Below are 15,494 nucleotides of genomic sequence, written 5' to 3' on the forward strand. Positions count from 1 at the left end.
GCTCGCTACGCTCGCACCTCAGGATGACGGGGGCTGCGCTCGCAGCAAGTCGAGCAGCTTGCGTATATCTATCACCGTCATGCTGAGGTGCGAGCGGAGCGAGCCTCGAAGCACGACGGCCCGAGTGTCTCATCATCCACCTAGAACGGGCTGTTCCCCAGGCCTGGCACGTCGGCCGGACGCGGGCCCGGGGCGGGCCAGTGGAAGCGGCGGTCCTTCTCCGAGATCGCGATGTCGTTGATCGAGGCCTCGCGGCGGCGCATCAGGCCGTGCTCGTCGAACTCCCACTGCTCGTTGCCGTAGGAGCGAAACCAGTTGCCGCCGGCATCGTGCCATTCGTACTGGAAGCGCACCGCGATGCGGTTGCCGTCGAATGCCCAGAGATCCTTGATCAGGCGATACTCCTGCTCCTTTTCCCATTTGCGGGTCAGGAAGGCCACGATCGCCTCGCGGCCCTGAAACACCTCGGAGCGGTTACGCCAGCGGCTGTCCTCGGTATAGGCGCCGGCAACCCGAACGGGGTCGCGCGAATTCCAGGCGTCCTCCGCCATGCGCGCCTTCTGCACGGCGGTCTCGCGGATGAAGGGTGGCAGCGGCGGGCGTGACATTGGCGATCCCTCGTTGTTGAAGCATGATCCGGAAAAGTGTGAAGCGGTTTTCCGAAAAGATCATGCTCGAAATGTAAGACAAACGCGATCAATCTGATCGCGCTTTGTCAGCCGCAAATCTATCGCCGCGCCGCGCAGAGTCGATGGGTCGGTTCTTATCGCCCGATAGCTGGAGCCTATTCCGTTCCGATCGCATCGGAACGGGGCTCCAGCTTCTTGTTTTGACGCGTTTTCTTCACGCGAACCGGTGCCCACTTCGCTCGAAAACGCTCTAAGCCAGATCGGCCTTCATCAGCGCGCGAATAGCCTTCGGAATCGGCTGCGCGCGGCCGCCGCTGATGAAGGCGACGCGGACCTCGGCCTTCACAAGCACGTCATCGCCGCGCCGGACTTCCTGAGCGAGCATGATGGAGGCGCCCTTCACAGCGATCGGCCAGGTCACGACGTCGAGCACGTCATCCATCCGCGCCGGCTTGAGGAAGTCGAGCGTCATCGAGCGCACGACAAAGGCGAAGCCGCCGGTCTCCTCCTGCGCTTCATCGAACAGCGCCTGCTGCTCGGCGCCCATCAGGCGGAGATGATTGGTGCGGCCGCGCTCCATGAAGCGCAGGTAATTGGCGTGATAGACGATGCCGGAAAAATCGGTGTCTTCGTAATAGACGCGGACCTGCATATGGTGGCGGCCGTCGCGGATCTGGCCGTCGAGAATGGGTGAGGTCATTTGCAGCCCCCGATTGCGCAAGACTTTGGTTCGTATTGCGCAAAATCGCCGGCCGACGCAAGCACGGTCGGGAAATCTTGGGATCGGCTGGCGATCTGGATCAGGCGACCTTCTGGAATACCTTGTTTCTGACGACCTCTTGGTACCGATGATCTGTTCTGACCAGGTCGTCAACGATCATCTTGACTTGAAAAGCGTCGATCTGCTCATCGGTATATTGATCGCCGATTGCCGGAATTTTCGTCGGATCGAGTGACGATCCCCTCAGACGCCATTCATAGTCGTCGAAATCCATGTAACCGCCAATCTTGAGCAGTTTGTCGCACAAGAAGTAGTTCAAAGCGTCGACTGCGACCGTGTGCGCGCCGTCGAGAAAGCAATAATCATAGATCGGAGCGCCCTCATACTGCCTGATCAGCTTCATGAGAGACCAGTTGTAGGAATCGTTGAACTTCTGGGTGTTGCCGAAATATGAGATCTTGTTGGGGTAGGCGCTGAGCTTTGTCTCCGCGCGCTGGACCGCATCGTTGAAATCGAAAAGATGCAGCTCACACTCGGGAAACAGCTGGCAGACGTTTCTTGCGGTATCCGCCATGTAGATTCCAAATTCGGCGTAACGGAACGGCTGCTCCCGGCCGAAAACGGTTTTCATGAACTCGTAGGTGCCTGTCGTCCCCTGAACGCCGACGACGAGATTCTTGGGATACCAATCCTGCATTTTGCGCAATCCCTCCCGCTACCTTAGGGTGAAGGGTACCGCCCACAGAAATATGCGGCAACTTACCATCCTTCATCGCGGCCATGTCGAAAGGCGCCACTCCGGAACCGGAACGGATACAGCAGTTACTTTCGACGGAACCGCCGTCGGCCCGCATCCGATGCGCAGCTCTCGCCCACGCAAGCGCGCTCAGGACACCACTGGCCCCTTTGCGCCGAGCGTGACCTGCACGATCTCGGGCGGCACGCCGAGGCGGAACGGCATGATGCTGCAGCCGAGGCCGCCGGAGACGACGACGTCGCATTTCAGCTTGATATGGCCATAGGCGAGCCGCATGCCGTGCTTCACCGGCACCGCCGGCGACCAGCCGAGCAACCTGACCTGCCCACCATGGGTGTGGCCGGACAGCTGCAACGCGACGCGCGAGGGCACCCGGAGCGCGACGTCGGGCTCATGCGCGAGCAGGATCACCGGCGCGTCGTCCGTGACCTTGGCAAGCGTCGCGTTGAGATCGTCGACGCCGATGCGCGAGACCTGGCGATAGGGCCGCGCCGCCATGAAGGCGAGCTGGTCGCCGAGACCGGCGAGCCAGAACGGACGACCGTCCTTGGCGAGCCGCACCGCGTCGTTCTCGTAGACCGGAATCCCCGCCCCTTCCAGCGCGCGGCGCGCGAGCGGGATGCCGCGCCCCAGGCGCTGTACCGCCTTGTCTTCCCAGTAGTCGTGGTTGCCGAGCACGGCGTGTACGCCGAGCGGCGCCTTCAGGCCCTTCAGCACCGCGGCCCAGTCGGAGGCCGGAATGAAGCGGGTGACGCGGCGCAGCCCGGCGACATAGTCGCCGAGCAGCACGATGATGTCGGGGTTCAGACCGTTCGTCCGCTCGACGATCTCAGCGATGCGATCGAGCGACATCCAGGGATCGCAGGCGTGGATGTCGGCGAGCGCGGCGATCTTGAGCGGAAAATCCGCCGGCCATTGCCGCGGTGACAGATCGTAGCGCGTGAGCGCGAGGCGGACGACCGGCTCGCTCAAGCCATAGGCCGCGGTCGAAGCGGTGGCGGCGGTCAATCCGCCGAACCCGCGCAGAAAATGACGACGTGAAATCATGGACGTGTGATCGGTGATGCCTGGCGCTTGTCGAAAACACTCTGGGCTATCATAGGCCCTTTGATTGGAGCGAAATTGGGCCGTGCTTGTGCAGACAGCCTGCAGAGATGCCGCAATGGTTAGCAGGCAAGGTTACCGGCGGCGCGACGCGCCGCATCAACACGTCTCTTCACGTCTTCGAGAGCGGAGGGCTTTTGTTCAAGCATGAAAACCGCTTCGCCCTCTTCCGGATCATGCGTCAGTCCTCGTCGCCATTGCTGCCGAACAGGCCGAACTGCGAGGGATCGCGGTTCGGCTCGGCGAGGCCGAGATGGCGGAAGGCGTGCGAGGTCAGAAGCCGGCCACGCGGAGTACGCTGCAGATAGCCGCACTGGATCAGATAGGGCTCGATGATGTCCTCGATCGCATCGCGCGGCTCCGACAACGCCGCCGCCATGGTCTCGACGCCGACCGGCCCGCCGCCATAGTTCAAGGCAATGGTGGTGAGATAGCGCCGGTCCATCGCGTCTAACCCGGCGCTGTCCACCTCGAGCGCGCTCAACGCCCGGTCGGCGATGCCGCGGTCGACGGAATCGGCGTCCGCCGCGGAGGCAAAGTCGCGCACCCGGCGCAGCAGGCGGCCGGCGATGCGCGGCGTGCCGCGGGCGCGGCGCGCGATCTCGTTGGCGCCGTCGGCCGTCATGCCGATGTTGAGCACGCGGGCACCGCGGGTGACGATCTTCTCGAGCTCTTCCTCGGTGTAGAAGTTGAGCCGGATCGGAATGCCGAAGCGGTCGCGCAACGGATTGGTGAGCAGGCCTGCGCGCGTCGTCGCGCCGACCAGCGTGAACTTCGACAATTCGATCTTGACCGAGCGCGCCGCCGGACCCTCGCCGATGATCAGGTCGAGCTGAAAGTCCTCCATCGCGGGATAGAGCACTTCCTCGACCGCTGGGCTGAGGCGATGGATCTCGTCGATGAACAGCACGTCGCGTTCTTCGAGATTGGTCAGCAGCGCCGCGAGATCGCCGGCCTTCGCAATGACAGGGCCGGACGTGGCACGAAAGCCGACGCCGAGCTCACGCGCGACGATCTGCGCCAGCGTGGTCTTGCCGAGGCCGGGGGGACCGACGAACAGCACGTGATCGAGCGCCTCGCCGCGTTTCTTCGCAGCCTCGATGAAGATCGAGAGATTCTTGCGCGCCTGGGCCTGACCGACGAACTCCGTCAGCGACTGCGGCCGCAGCGCGGTGTCACCGACATCGTCGGAGCGGCGTTCAGGCGAGACCATGCGCGAGGGCGTATTCATGATGCGAGACTAACACGAGATTGTTCTCCCTCTCCCCGCTCTTGCGGGGAGAGGGTTGGGGTGAGGGCTGCTTCCGCGAGCGCAATGTGTGTCGAGACCTGTACCCACTCACCCGGATCGCATCTGCGATGCGATCCGACCTCTCCCCGCAAGCGGGGCGAGGTGAAGAACAGAGGCGCTCCAATCCACTGATCACTTCGACAGTTCCTTCAACCCCAGCCGGATCAGCTGCGCGGTCTCGGCCTTCTCACCGGCGCTGCGCGAGGCGGCGGCGATGGCGGCGGCGGCCTGCGGCTGGCCGTAGCCGAGATTGACCAGCGCCGAGATCGCGTCGGTGACCGGACGTGGCGCGCGGTTGTTGTCGATCGCGCCTGACAGTTGCACCACCGCGGGATCGACATCGGCAAAGCCTGGCGCCTTGTCCTTCAATTCGCTGACGATGCGCTCGGCGACCTTCGGCCCGACTCCCGGCGTCCGCGCCACCGCCGCCTTGTCGCGCAGCGCGATGGCGTTGGCGAGATCGGTCGGCGGCAGCGTGCCGAGCACCGCGAGCGCGACCTTGGCGCCGACCCCCTGCACGGTCTGCAGCAGGCGAAACCATTCGCGCTCATGATCGGTGCGAAATCCGAACAGTTTGATCTGATCCTCGCGGACATAGGTCTCGATCGAGAGCACGGCGGCGCCGCCTGGCGACGGCAACGCCTGCAACGTGCGGCCCGCGCAGTGCACCTGATAGCCGACGCCGCCGACGTCGAGGATCACATAGTCCTCGCCATAGGAATCGATCAGGCCCTTCAGCTTGCCGATCATAGGTTCGCCACCCTGAGCCGCAGCGCGGTGCTCTGGCGGTGATGCGCGTGGGTGATCGCGACCGCGAGCGCGTCCGCGGCGTCGGCGGACGGCGGCTCGGCTTTCGGCAGCAGGATCTTCAGCATCACCTGGATCTGGTTCTTCTCGGCATGTCCGGCGCCGACCACCGTCTTCTTGACCTGGTTCGGCGCGTATTCGGCGACCGAGATACCGAACATTGCGGGCGCCAGCATGGCGACGCCGCGCGCCTGGCCGAGCTTCAAGGTGGCAACGCCGTCTTTGTTGACGAAGGTCTGCTCGACGGCCGCCTCCACCGGTCGGTGGTCGGCGAGCACGGCGGCCAGCCCCTCATGGATCGCGAGCAGCCGGTTCGCCAGCGGCAGATCGTCCGGCGGTTCGACCGAACCGCAGGCGATATAGACGAGACGATTGCCTTCGGTCTCGATCACCCCCCAGCCGGTGCGGCGGAGACCCGGATCGATACCGATGATGCGGACGGGAGAGCGAATCGGCTGGGATGTCATGGGCTAGTGATACCGCCTGCGCCGGGAGAACGAAACACAAACGGAGCCTCATACCCGGGAAAGCACAATAGCCGCAATCGTCATGCGCGGGCTTGACCCGCGCATCCATCGATCAGAGAAGCCTTTGCTTTTTGATGGATTGCCGGGTCAAGCCCGGCAATGACAAAGCAAACTACCCGCCCATCTTCGCGATCAGTGCGTCGGACACCTCGAAATTGGCGAACACGTTCTGCACGTCGTCATGCTCGTTGAGCAGGTCCATCAGCTTCAGCAGTTTTTCGCCGGTCTCGTCGTCGACCGCGACGGTGTTCTGCGGCTTCCAGGTCAGCGCCGCCTTGCGCGGCTCGCCGAACTTCGCTTCCAGCGCTTTTGCGACTTCGCGGAAAGTGTCCTGCGAGGCGTAGACCTCGTGGCCGCCTTCGCTGGAGACCACGTCGTCGGCGCCGGCCTCGATCGCGGCGTCCAGCATGGCGTCGTCGGAGGCGACCTTGGCGTCGTATTCGATGATGCCGGTGCGGTCGAACATGAAGGCGACCGAGCCGGTTTCGCCGAGATTGCCGCCCGACTTGGTGAAGAAGGAGCGGATATCGGAAGCGGCGCGGTTGCGGTTGTCGGTCAGCGCCTCGACGATGACGGCGACGCCGCCGGGGCCATAACCCTCGTAGCGGATCTCGTCATAGTTCTCGCCCTCATTGCCCGCGGCCTTCTTGATGGCGCGGTCGATATTGTCCTTGGGCATGTTCTCGGCGCGGGCCGCGACCACGGCGGCGCGCAGCCGCGGATTCATCGCCGGGTCCGGGGTGCCGAGCTTGGCCGCCACGGTGATTTCGCGGGCCAGCTTGCCGAAAAGCTTCGACTTCTGGGCATCCTGCCGGCCCTTGCGGTGCATGATGTTCTTGAATTGGGAATGGCCGGCCATGCGACGTCTCTTCGGAGCTTAGGGTCTGAACAGGGATGGAAAACGCGGCCTTATAGGCCCCTCACGGTCAAAATCAAAGGATCGGCGGGGCCCTCCGGCGGAGGAATACTACCGCAAGCCGGAATATGAGGCACTTGTTAACCATGACTTCATGCCCGGGTGCGAGGATCGCCCCGTCCCGCCGCAACTTTCCACAGCCCCAAAGAGCCCACATGGCGTTCGGTTTGTTTCGAAAGCAAGTGCCGGAGCCGGCTGCGCCGGCCGTCGCGCCGCAGGTTCCAACCGCGGCCGCAGCCCCTGAGGTCTCGACCGAGACTGATTCGGCCAAGGATTCCTCCAAGGAGATCCTGGAATTGCTGGAACTCGAGCTCGGCGCGATGATCCGCCAGCTCGAACGCGCCGCGAGCTCGGTCGCCGACGGCGCCGAGGCAACGGCTGCCAAGCTCGCTACGATCCGCGCCCGCACCGACGCGCTGACCGGCCGCAGCAGCGATGCGCAGAGCACCGCGACGACGTTCTCGCAAGCCGCCGACCGCTTCACCCACTCCGCCGAGGGCATCGGGGCACAGGTGCGCAGCGCGAGCCAGCTCGCCGACGACGCCGCGGCCGCGGCGCGCGAGGCCACCGCCAATGTCGATCGCCTGCGCGAATCCTCGGCCGCGATCGGCAACGTCGTCAATCTGATCGCACAGATCGCGCGGCAGACCACGCTGCTCGCGCTGAACTCGACGATCGAGGCGGCGCGCGCCGGTGCCGCCGGCAAGGGCTTTGCGGTGGTCGCAACCGAGGTCAAGGCGCTGGCGGTGCAGACCCAGAGCGCGACCGAGGAGATCACCCGCAAGATCGAGGCGCTGCAGAAGGACGCCACCGGATCGGCGGACGCGGTGCACCGCATCTCCCAGGCGATCGAAAAGATCCGCCCGGTGTTCGAGAACGTCAACGGCGCGGTCGCCGAGCAGAATGAAATCACCGGCGAGATGGGCCAGAACGCCGCCTCCGCCTCGCACTTCATCGTCTCGGTCGGCACCAGCGCCGGCGAGATCGACAGTGCAACGCGCGAAGCCGCCGCGCATGGCGACAATGTCGCCAGGGCCGGCAAGGCGGTGACCGCCTTCGCCCAGAAGCTGAAAGCGCGCTGCGCGGTGCTGCTGCGCCAGGACGAGCGCGGCGATCCGCGCAAGAACGAGCGCCTGCCCTGCAGCCTCAAGATCGAGATCACGACCGCGCGCGGCATCGTCACCGCACCGGTCTACGAAATCGCGATGGACGGCATCCTGATCGGCGGACCCGATGCCGGGAAGCTGCCGGCGCAGGAGACCCTGAACGCGACATTGCAGGAGATCGGCGCGTGCCGGATCCGGATCGGTGAGCGCTCCAAGGCAGGCAGCCAGGCCCGCTTCGAGGCGGCAACCGCCGAGCTGCGCGAAAAAATCGAAGACCGGATGTGGGCGATCCACGAGGAGAACGCCGAGCTCGTCACCCGCGCGATCGAAGCCGGCAGCACGCTGAGCAAGATGTTCGAGAACGGGCTAGCGAGCGGCGCGATTACGATCGCCGACATGTTCGACACCGACTATGTCGAGATCGCAGGCACCAACCCGGTGCAGTACCGCACCAAAATGCTGGACTGGGCGGAGCGCACGCTGCCGGCGTTCCAGGAGGCGTTCCTCGCCAGGGACAAGCGGATGGCATTCTGCGTGATGATCGACCAGAACGGCTATCTGCCGGTCCACAACAAGCTCTACTCGCAGCCGCAGCGGCCGGGCGACGTGGCTTACAACACCGCCAACAGCCGCAACCGCCGCATCTTCAACGACGCCGCGGGCCTCGCCGCCGGCCGCAACCAGCGCGCCTATCTGATCCAGACCTATGCGCGCGACATGGGAGGCGGCAACACGGTGATGATGCGCGAGATCGACGTACCGATCCGCGTGCGCGGCCGGCACTGGGGCGGGTTCCGCACCGCCTACAAGCTTTGAACGCTTCGTAGCGACAAAAGGCCCGAGTGCGCGCTCAGGCAAGACCGGCAGCGCGAATCACGCTTTAGGGTTGGAATGGGGAATGCTGCGGCGGCCGACGGGCCGCTGTAACGGAGGAAGCGTCGACATGTCGGCCGCGCAGCTTGCAGTTCTGGATACGTCATCGGACCGAACGCTGGCCGAGCGGCTGGTGGACCAGCTCGCCGACCGCATCGGCGGCCTGGGGGTGGAACTCGCCGACATCGCCGGCAACGTCCAGGAGGTCGCGAACCGCGTCAGCAGCCAATCCGAGCGCTTCCATCATTTGCAGACGACGGCCGAGACGATGGTCGCCGCCAATCACGACATCGCCAACGCATCGCAGGCGGTGCAGACGACCGCATCCGCCGCGGTCGGCCAGATCGCGGAGTCGCGTCATGTGGTCGAGACCGCGGTCAGCCATATCGCAGAGCTCGTCGCGGCGGTCGGACGGATCGAGGCGCGGCTCGCCGCGGTCGGCTCCGCGCTGAGCCAGGTCGCCAAGGTTTCCGGTTCGATCGAAGCGATCGCCAAGCAGACCAATCTGCTGGCGCTCAACGCCACCATCGAGGCGGCGCGCGCCGGCAATGCCGGCCGCGGCTTTGCCGTGGTCGCGAGCGAGGTCAAGAACCTTGCGGAAGCAACCCGCCAGGCGACGCATCAGATTTCCGACACCGTGCGCGATCTCGACGGCCAGATCGGCAGCCTGATCGGCGAGAGCAGCGATGCCTCGTTGCGCGCCAAGAGCGCCGGCGAAGGCGCCCAGCAGATTTCGGGCATCATCATGCGCGTGCAGGAAGGCTTCTCATCCGTCGGCGCCGAGATCGGCAGCGTGGCGCGCGCCGCGACCTCCAATCTCGGCCATTGCGACAGCGTGATCGCGGAGCTGAACGAGCTGGCCAAGGGCGTCGATCTCTCCTCGCGCGACCTCAAGCACGCCGACAGCCGCGTCGCGAAACTGCTCGAGCTCTGCGAGAGCCTGATCGTGACCATCGCCGACAGCGGCGTGGAGACCAGCGACACGCCGCTGATCCGCGTCGTGATCGACACCGCAAGGCAGATCTCGGAGCTATTCGAGAATGCCGTGGCGCGCGGCGAGGTCACGCTCGCGCAATTGATGGACGAGAATTATCGCGAGATCGCCGGCACCAATCCGAAGCAGTACCTGACCGACTACGTCGCGTTTACCGACCGCGTGCTGCCCGCGATCCAGGATCCGATCCAGAAGAGCGATCCGCGCATCGTGTTCTGCGTCGCCTGGGCGCGCAGCGGCTATCTGCCGACCCACAATCCGAACTACCGGCAGCCACAGGGGCCGGACCCGGTCTGGAACAACGCCAATTGCCGCAACCGCCGCCTGTTCAACGACCGCGCGGTGAGCAAGGTCGCAGCCAACACAAAACCGTTCCTGCTGCAGACCTATCGCCGCGACATGGGCGGCGGCAATTTCGTGCTGATGAAGGACCTGTCATCGCCGATCGTCGTGAACGGCCGCCACTGGGGCGCATTCCGGATGGGTTTTCGGCAGTCGTAGTTCGTAGCCCGGATGCAGCGAAGCGCAATCCGGATCAATGCGACCGCGGAGAGATTCCCGGATTTCGTTTCGCTGCATCCGGGCTACGGCAACCTCACTTCACCCAAAACCCCGGCACCGCAGGCTCGAGCCGCCCGCCGGCGCGCACCGGCGCGACCTTCACCGCGAGGCCGGTCGCATCGTCGGTCTCGACCGCGATGCCGCTCAGTGTTGCCACGCCGCCCGCCGGCTCGAAACGGCCGGAGGGAATGCCGGTGAGGAAGCGCTGCAGCGGCTCCTCCTTCTGCATGCCGATCACCGAGTCATAGTCGCCGGTCATGCCGGCATCGCTCATATAGGCGGTGCCGCCCGGCAGCACCTGATGATCGGCGGTCGGCACGTGGGTATGGGTACCGACCACGAGGCTGACGCGGCCGTCGCAGAAGAAGCCGACGCCCTGCTTCTCGCTGGTCGCCTCGGCATGGAAATCGAGCACGATGGCATCACAGCCCTCGCGCAGCGGGCAGGCCTCGAGCTCGCGCTCGATGGCGCTGAACGGATCGTTCGAGGACGGCTCCATGAAGACGCGGCCGATCGCGTTGAGGACCAGCGCGCGCTTGCCGCTCTTGGTATCGACCAGCGTGGCGCCGCGGCCGGGCGAATGGCGCGGAAAATTCAGCGGGCGGATCAGGCGCGGCGCGCGCTCGATGAAGACCAGCGCCTCCTTCTGATTCCAGGCGTGGTTGCCGAGCGTGATCGCATCGGCGCCGGCGTCGAGCAGCTCCTGATAGATCGCCTCGGTGATGCCGAAGCCGCCGGCGGAATTCTCGCCATTGACGACCACGAGATCGAGCGACCAGTCCCTGATCATGCCGGGAAGGTGGTCGGCGATGGCGGTGCGGCCGGTCCTGCCGACGACGTCACCAACGAAGAGAATTCGCAAGGCTAGCTACTCCGGAAATCGAACGTCTTGCGCTCCGTTAGCACAAAATCGAGCGGGACGTCGTGCGACAGCGCCGGAATCGCCTTGGTTTCCTGTGCAGCAAAGGCAAGTCCGACCCCGATCACATGCTTGGCCTTGCGCAGATGCGCGAAGGTATAGTCGTAATAACCGGCGCCGTAGCCGATGCGGTGACCGAGCTTGTCGAATGCCGCGAGCGGCACCAGCATCACGTCCGGATGCACCTCGGCGGCGGCCGGCGACGGCTCGGGAATGCCGAGCGGCCCGAGCATCAGCCGGTCCTGCGGCGACCAGCTGCGGAAGGTCAGCGACTGGCCGCGCGCATTGATGCAGGGCAGCGCGAGCCGCGCGCCCCTGTCGGCAAGCTTCTTCATCAACGGCGCCGGATCGAGCTCGCTGCGGATCGGCGCATAGCCCGAGACGATCATGCCCGGCGCGATCTCGAACGGCGCGCCGCGCTTGGCGAGTGCTTCGGCAGCCGTCGCGCGCTGCTCGTCGCTCAGCGCATCGCGCTTGGCGAGAGCAAGTGCCCGGAGCTCGGCCTTCGATGGAGATGCGTGCATGATCCATCTTCCGCTGTCGTCGTCCGCGACAACGGACGATCCATCATCCCAGAGACGCTAGCTTTCGTTAAGGCCAGGCCGCGGCGCGCTGGACGCCCCGTATCGCGGGGCACAACACTGCTAGACAATTCAACCGCCGCAGCGCGACGACAAGGCAACAGCAAAAATCAGTGCGAAGCCGCAGAGGCCGTTGGAGCGCTCGATCCCGGAGTTCCCTACGAAAGTAGGTGGGCACCATATGTCCGGGTCCACGGACCCGGCCAGGGACAGTTCCCTAAAGGATCGATAAGGCCCCGGGGATATATGGCTCCTGACGCACGACGCAGCTTCGCGGGGGCTAATCTAGCCATCGTTGCCCCAATCCGCCAGCGGTAAGGAAGACGCAGCCGAGACTCATGCACTTCTCTCCACCCTCCCCTGGAGGGGGAGGGTCGGTACGCATGAAGCGTAGCGGAATGCGAACCGGGGTGGGGTGATCTCTCAACGCGGGCGCTACACGTGTGGAAAGACCGTCACCCCACCTCGCCGCTCATTTCATGAGCGTCGATCCTCCCCCTCCAGGGGAGGATAAGATCACCCGATGCCGGAAAATATAGATCACCCGATCGCGATGCCGCCGCCGATGGTGCGGTTGAGCACCTGCGTGGTGCGCTCGATCCGCTCCGCGGCGGCGTTGAGCGCGTTGGAGACCGCGGTCTGGGTCGCGCGGGCGCGGTCGATGGCGGCAACGCGCGCGTTGCGCAGCTGCTCGACCTCTTCCTCGAGGCTGCGGATGCGTGCGCTGGCGTCAACCAGTTCGTCGCAGGCGGTGAGCGCCGCCATCACCGTCAGCCGCGCATCGCCGATTTCGCCGAACTTGCCGCGCAGCGATTCCACGCGCTGCTGGAGATTTTCCGCGAGCTTCAGGAGCCGCACCTCCTGGCCCTCCTCGCAGGCCATCCGGTATTGCCGGCCATTGATGGTGACGTTGATGTGGCTCATCTGCTGTCTCCGCCGTCGAGCACGGCGCGAATGCTGCCGATTGCCGCGTCGAGTTTTTCCGCGATCTCGCGATTGGCGCGCTCGAGCTTGCGCGTCTTCACCAGCGATCCGTCGAGTTCGTCGGCAAGCCTGGAGCGATCGGCGCCGAGCGCCTGGATGCGGCTCGCCAATTCGTTCTCGTCGCGGTCGGCCTCGCGGCGCCGCTCCACCGAGCTCTCCAGCGCATCAAGCGCAGCCATCAGCCGCTTTGTCGCAGCATCGATATCGGCAAGCGGTGCCTCGGTATTGCCAGACCCGTTGGCGAGACGATCACTCATGACACGCGGCGTGGACCTTTCAAGTCGGTTGGCTTGGTAGCCTGCGGAAGACAGGCCTGCCGCACGGCAAAACAGGCGGTTCGGCAAGCGTTTACGGGACGAAATTTACGTGGCAAGCGAGCCCAGCGCAACGGCGGCGGAGAACTATGCACCGTTGAATGAAATAGGCGATTTCGGGCAACTTTTCCCCGTTTTGAGGCGTTCCATCGCCTTGGACTTGCGGAATTGAGGTGCTAATCCACCCCCCAACCCGTAAGGCCATCCACGCGCGTATCGCGGCTGCCCGCCCGATGCGTCCAGCATCAGCTCCTCATTTTAGGCGGACTTTTCATCATGACGCAGGTCGATCACACCCGTATGGCCAATGCGATCCGTGGCCTTGCCATGGACGCCGTCGAAAAGGCGAATTCCGGCCATCCCGGCCTGCCGATGGGCGCCGCCGACATCGCGACCGTCCTGTTCAGAAAATTCCTGAAATTCGATGCGGCCGACACGGCGTGGCCCGATCGCGACCGCTTCGTGCTCTCGGCCGGCCATGGCTCGATGCTGCTCTATTCGTTGCTGTACCTCACCGGCAACAAGGACATGACGCTCGACCAGCTCAAGCATTTCCGCCAGCTCGGATCGCTGACGCCGGGACACCCCGAGAACTTCCACACCAAGGGTATCGAGACCACCACCGGTCCGCTCGGCCAGGGCATCGCGACCGCGGTCGGCATGGCGCTCGCCGAGAAGATGCTGGCCGCCGAGTTCGGCAAGAAGATCGTCAACCACCACACCTATGTGCTCGCCTCCGACGGCGACCTGATGGAGGGCATCTCGCAGGAAGCGATCGCGCTCGCCGGTGTCTGGCGGCTCAACAAGATGATCGTGCTGTACGACGACAACGGCATCTCGATCGACGGCCCGACCTCGATCTCCGATTCCGTCGATCAGGTGAAGCGCTTCAAGTCCGCAGGTTGGGCCGCCGAATTGATCGACGGCCAGGATCCGCAGGCGATCGCCGCTGCAATCACCCGCGCGCAGAAATCCAACAAGCCCTCGATGATCGCCTGCAAGACCACGATCGGGTACGGCGCGCCGCACAAGGCCGGCACCGCCAAGGCGCATGGCGAAGCGCTCGGCGCCGACGAGCTCAAGGCGGCAAAGGAGAAGCTCGGCATCTCGCTCGAGCCGTTCTCGGTGCCCGACGACGTGCTGAACGCCTGGCGCGAGGCAGGCGCCCGCGGCGCCGCCGAGCACAAGGCGTGGGACGAGCAGTTCGCGCAGCTCGGCAGCCGCAAGCGCGCCGAGTTCGAACGCCGCATTCGCCACGAGCGGCCGCAGTCGCTCGCCAAGGGGCTGCGCGCCTTCAAGAAGGGGCTCCTGGAAAATCCGCTCAACGTCGCGACCCGCAAATCGTCGGAAGCCGCGATCGAGGTGATTGCGGCCGCGATGCCGATGGAATTCGTCGCCGGCTCCGCCGACCTCACCGGCTCCAACAACAACAAGGCGAAGTCGGCGACGGCGTTCGGCGCCAAGACGCCGAAGGGCCGCTTCATCCATTACGGCGTCCGCGAGCACGGCATGGCGGCGTGCCTCAACGGCATCTTCCTGCATGGCGGCTTCGCGCCGAACGGCGCCACCTTCCTGGTATTCACCGACTACGCGCGCGGCGCGATGCGGCTGTCGGCGCTGATGGGCACCGGCGTCGTCTATGTCATGACCCATGACTCGATCGGCCTCGGCGAGGACGGCCCGACGCACCAGCCGGTCGAGCATCTCTCCGCGCTCCGCGCGATGCCCAACATGCGCGTGTTCCGTCCCTGTGACGCGGTCGAGACCGCCGAGTGCTGGGAACTGGCGCTCAACCGCGTCGACGGACCGACGGTGCTGGCGCTGACTCGCCAGAACCTGCCGCAGCTCCGCACCACGGCGCCGAACGACAACCCGTGCAGCCACGGCGCCTATGAGCTGGTCGCGGCGCAGGGTGACGCAAAAGTGTCATTGTTCGCGTCGGGTTCCGAGGTCCAGATCGCGGTCGAGGCGCAGAAGCAGCTCGCCGGACGCGGCATCGCGACGCGGGTGGTCTCGGTCCCGTCGCTGGAATTGCTGCTGGCACAGCCCGCCGAACGGCAAAATGCCATTATCGGCAACGCCCCGGTCAAGATCGCGATCGAGGCCGCGGTGCGCTGGGGCTGGGACAGCGTGATCGGCCATGACGGCGAATTCATCGGCATGCACGGATTCGGCGCCAGCGCCCCGGCGAAGGACCTTTTCCGGCATTTCGGCATTACTGCTGAAGCCGTCGTTAACGCTGCCACGAAGCGCGTCTGACGCTGGCCTGACACCTGTCGGCCAAGGTTGAGCTTGTCGCAAAAAAGGATTACCTAAGCTCCATCTTTTCCGTACGCGCCCGGCCGAACCGGGCGTTCCGCCGTAAAAACCTCGTGGGAGCGCTCCCGCGGGGCTGACAACAGCATTAGAG

General features: G+C 65.0%; 15 protein-coding genes and 1 other RNA gene. 3 read left to right on the top strand and 13 right to left on the bottom strand.

What is annotated here, in order from left to right; translation table 11 throughout:
- Positions 1-140: 140 nt before the first annotated feature.
- From J2R76_RS22560 to J2R76_RS22595, 8 genes are all read right to left on the bottom strand, one after another.
- Positions 141-608, bottom strand: a complete 468-nt coding sequence (locus J2R76_RS22560; RefSeq protein ID WP_253624972.1) for a nuclear transport factor 2 family protein — start codon at positions 606-608, stop codon at positions 141-143.
- Positions 609-879: 271 nt separating this feature from the next.
- A complete protein-coding gene (ybgC, locus tag J2R76_RS22565) occupies positions 880-1,329 on the bottom strand; it encodes a tol-pal system-associated acyl-CoA thioesterase (RefSeq protein ID WP_028332822.1) in 450 nt (149 codons plus the stop codon).
- Positions 1,330-1,429: 100 nt separating this feature from the next.
- Complete coding sequence (locus J2R76_RS22570) at positions 1,430-2,047, bottom strand: hypothetical protein (RefSeq protein ID WP_253624973.1); 618 nt, start codon at positions 2,045-2,047, stop codon at positions 1,430-1,432.
- Positions 2,048-2,236: 189 nt separating this feature from the next.
- Positions 2,237-3,154: a metallophosphoesterase gene (locus J2R76_RS22575; RefSeq protein WP_253624974.1), complete on the bottom strand. Its 918-nt coding sequence runs from the start codon at positions 3,152-3,154 to the stop codon at positions 2,237-2,239.
- Between the two features lie 238 nt (positions 3,155-3,392).
- Positions 3,393-4,442: a Holliday junction branch migration DNA helicase RuvB gene (gene ruvB, locus J2R76_RS22580; protein ID WP_305884411.1), complete on the bottom strand. Its 1,050-nt coding sequence runs from the start codon at positions 4,440-4,442 to the stop codon at positions 3,393-3,395.
- A 192-nt stretch (positions 4,443-4,634) separates the two neighbouring features.
- Entirely contained in the window at positions 4,635-5,252 is a 618-nt protein-coding gene (ruvA, locus tag J2R76_RS22585) for a Holliday junction branch migration protein RuvA (protein WP_057016205.1), read from the bottom strand.
- The gene (ruvC, locus tag J2R76_RS22590; RefSeq protein WP_253624975.1) at positions 5,249-5,776 is read right to left on the bottom strand and encodes a crossover junction endodeoxyribonuclease RuvC; all 528 of its coding nucleotides are present in this window, start codon (positions 5,774-5,776) and stop codon (positions 5,249-5,251) included. Before ruvC ends, ruvA begins: the two co-directional genes overlap by 4 nt.
- A 172-nt stretch (positions 5,777-5,948) precedes the next feature.
- Positions 5,949-6,695, bottom strand: a complete 747-nt coding sequence (locus J2R76_RS22595; RefSeq protein WP_016842553.1) for a YebC/PmpR family DNA-binding transcriptional regulator — start codon at positions 6,693-6,695, stop codon at positions 5,949-5,951.
- Between the two features lie 212 nt (positions 6,696-6,907).
- On the opposite strand from J2R76_RS22595, the gene J2R76_RS22600 reads away from it, so the two are divergent.
- Together J2R76_RS22600 and J2R76_RS22605 are read left to right on the top strand one after the other, a co-directional pair.
- Positions 6,908-8,674 carry a methyl-accepting chemotaxis protein gene (locus J2R76_RS22600; protein WP_253624976.1) on the top strand — a complete coding sequence of 589 codons (1,767 nt, stop codon included), beginning with the start codon at positions 6,908-6,910 and terminating at the stop codon, positions 8,672-8,674.
- A 127-nt stretch (positions 8,675-8,801) separates the two neighbouring features.
- Entirely contained in the window at positions 8,802-10,226 is a 1,425-nt protein-coding gene (locus tag J2R76_RS22605; RefSeq protein WP_253624977.1) for a methyl-accepting chemotaxis protein, read from the top strand.
- 94 nt (positions 10,227-10,320) lie between these two features.
- On the opposite strand, the gene J2R76_RS22610 is transcribed toward J2R76_RS22605, so the two are convergent.
- From J2R76_RS22610 to J2R76_RS22630, 5 genes are all read right to left on the bottom strand, one after another.
- Entirely contained in the window at positions 10,321-11,148 is an 828-nt protein-coding gene (locus J2R76_RS22610) for a TIGR00282 family metallophosphoesterase (RefSeq protein WP_253624978.1), read from the bottom strand.
- Between the two features lie 2 nt (positions 11,149-11,150).
- Positions 11,151-11,729 carry a 5-formyltetrahydrofolate cyclo-ligase gene (locus J2R76_RS22615; RefSeq protein WP_057016202.1) on the bottom strand — a complete coding sequence of 193 codons (579 nt, stop codon included), beginning with the start codon at positions 11,727-11,729 and terminating at the stop codon, positions 11,151-11,153.
- A 171-nt stretch (positions 11,730-11,900) separates the two neighbouring features.
- Positions 11,901-12,061: non-coding RNA, 6S RNA (gene ssrS, locus J2R76_RS22620), on the bottom strand.
- Positions 12,062-12,326: 265 nt separating this feature from the next.
- The gene (locus J2R76_RS22625) at positions 12,327-12,710 is read right to left on the bottom strand and encodes a cell division protein ZapA (RefSeq protein ID WP_028332812.1); all 384 of its coding nucleotides are present in this window, start codon (positions 12,708-12,710) and stop codon (positions 12,327-12,329) included.
- Positions 12,707-13,027 (bottom strand): DUF4164 domain-containing protein, encoded by a 321-nt coding sequence (locus J2R76_RS22630; protein WP_018269681.1) that lies wholly within the window; start codon positions 13,025-13,027, stop codon positions 12,707-12,709. The genes J2R76_RS22625 and J2R76_RS22630 overlap by 4 nt, the downstream gene beginning before the upstream one ends.
- 333 nt (positions 13,028-13,360) lie before the next feature.
- On the opposite strand from J2R76_RS22630, the gene tkt reads away from it, so the two are divergent.
- Positions 13,361-15,343: a transketolase gene (gene tkt, locus J2R76_RS22635; RefSeq protein WP_253624979.1), complete on the top strand. Its 1,983-nt coding sequence runs from the start codon at positions 13,361-13,363 to the stop codon at positions 15,341-15,343.
- Positions 15,344-15,494 lie beyond the last annotated feature (151 nt).

Source organism: Bradyrhizobium sp. USDA 4532, from assembly GCF_024171315.1.
Taxonomy (GTDB): domain Bacteria; phylum Pseudomonadota; class Alphaproteobacteria; order Rhizobiales; family Xanthobacteraceae; genus Bradyrhizobium; species Bradyrhizobium australafricanum.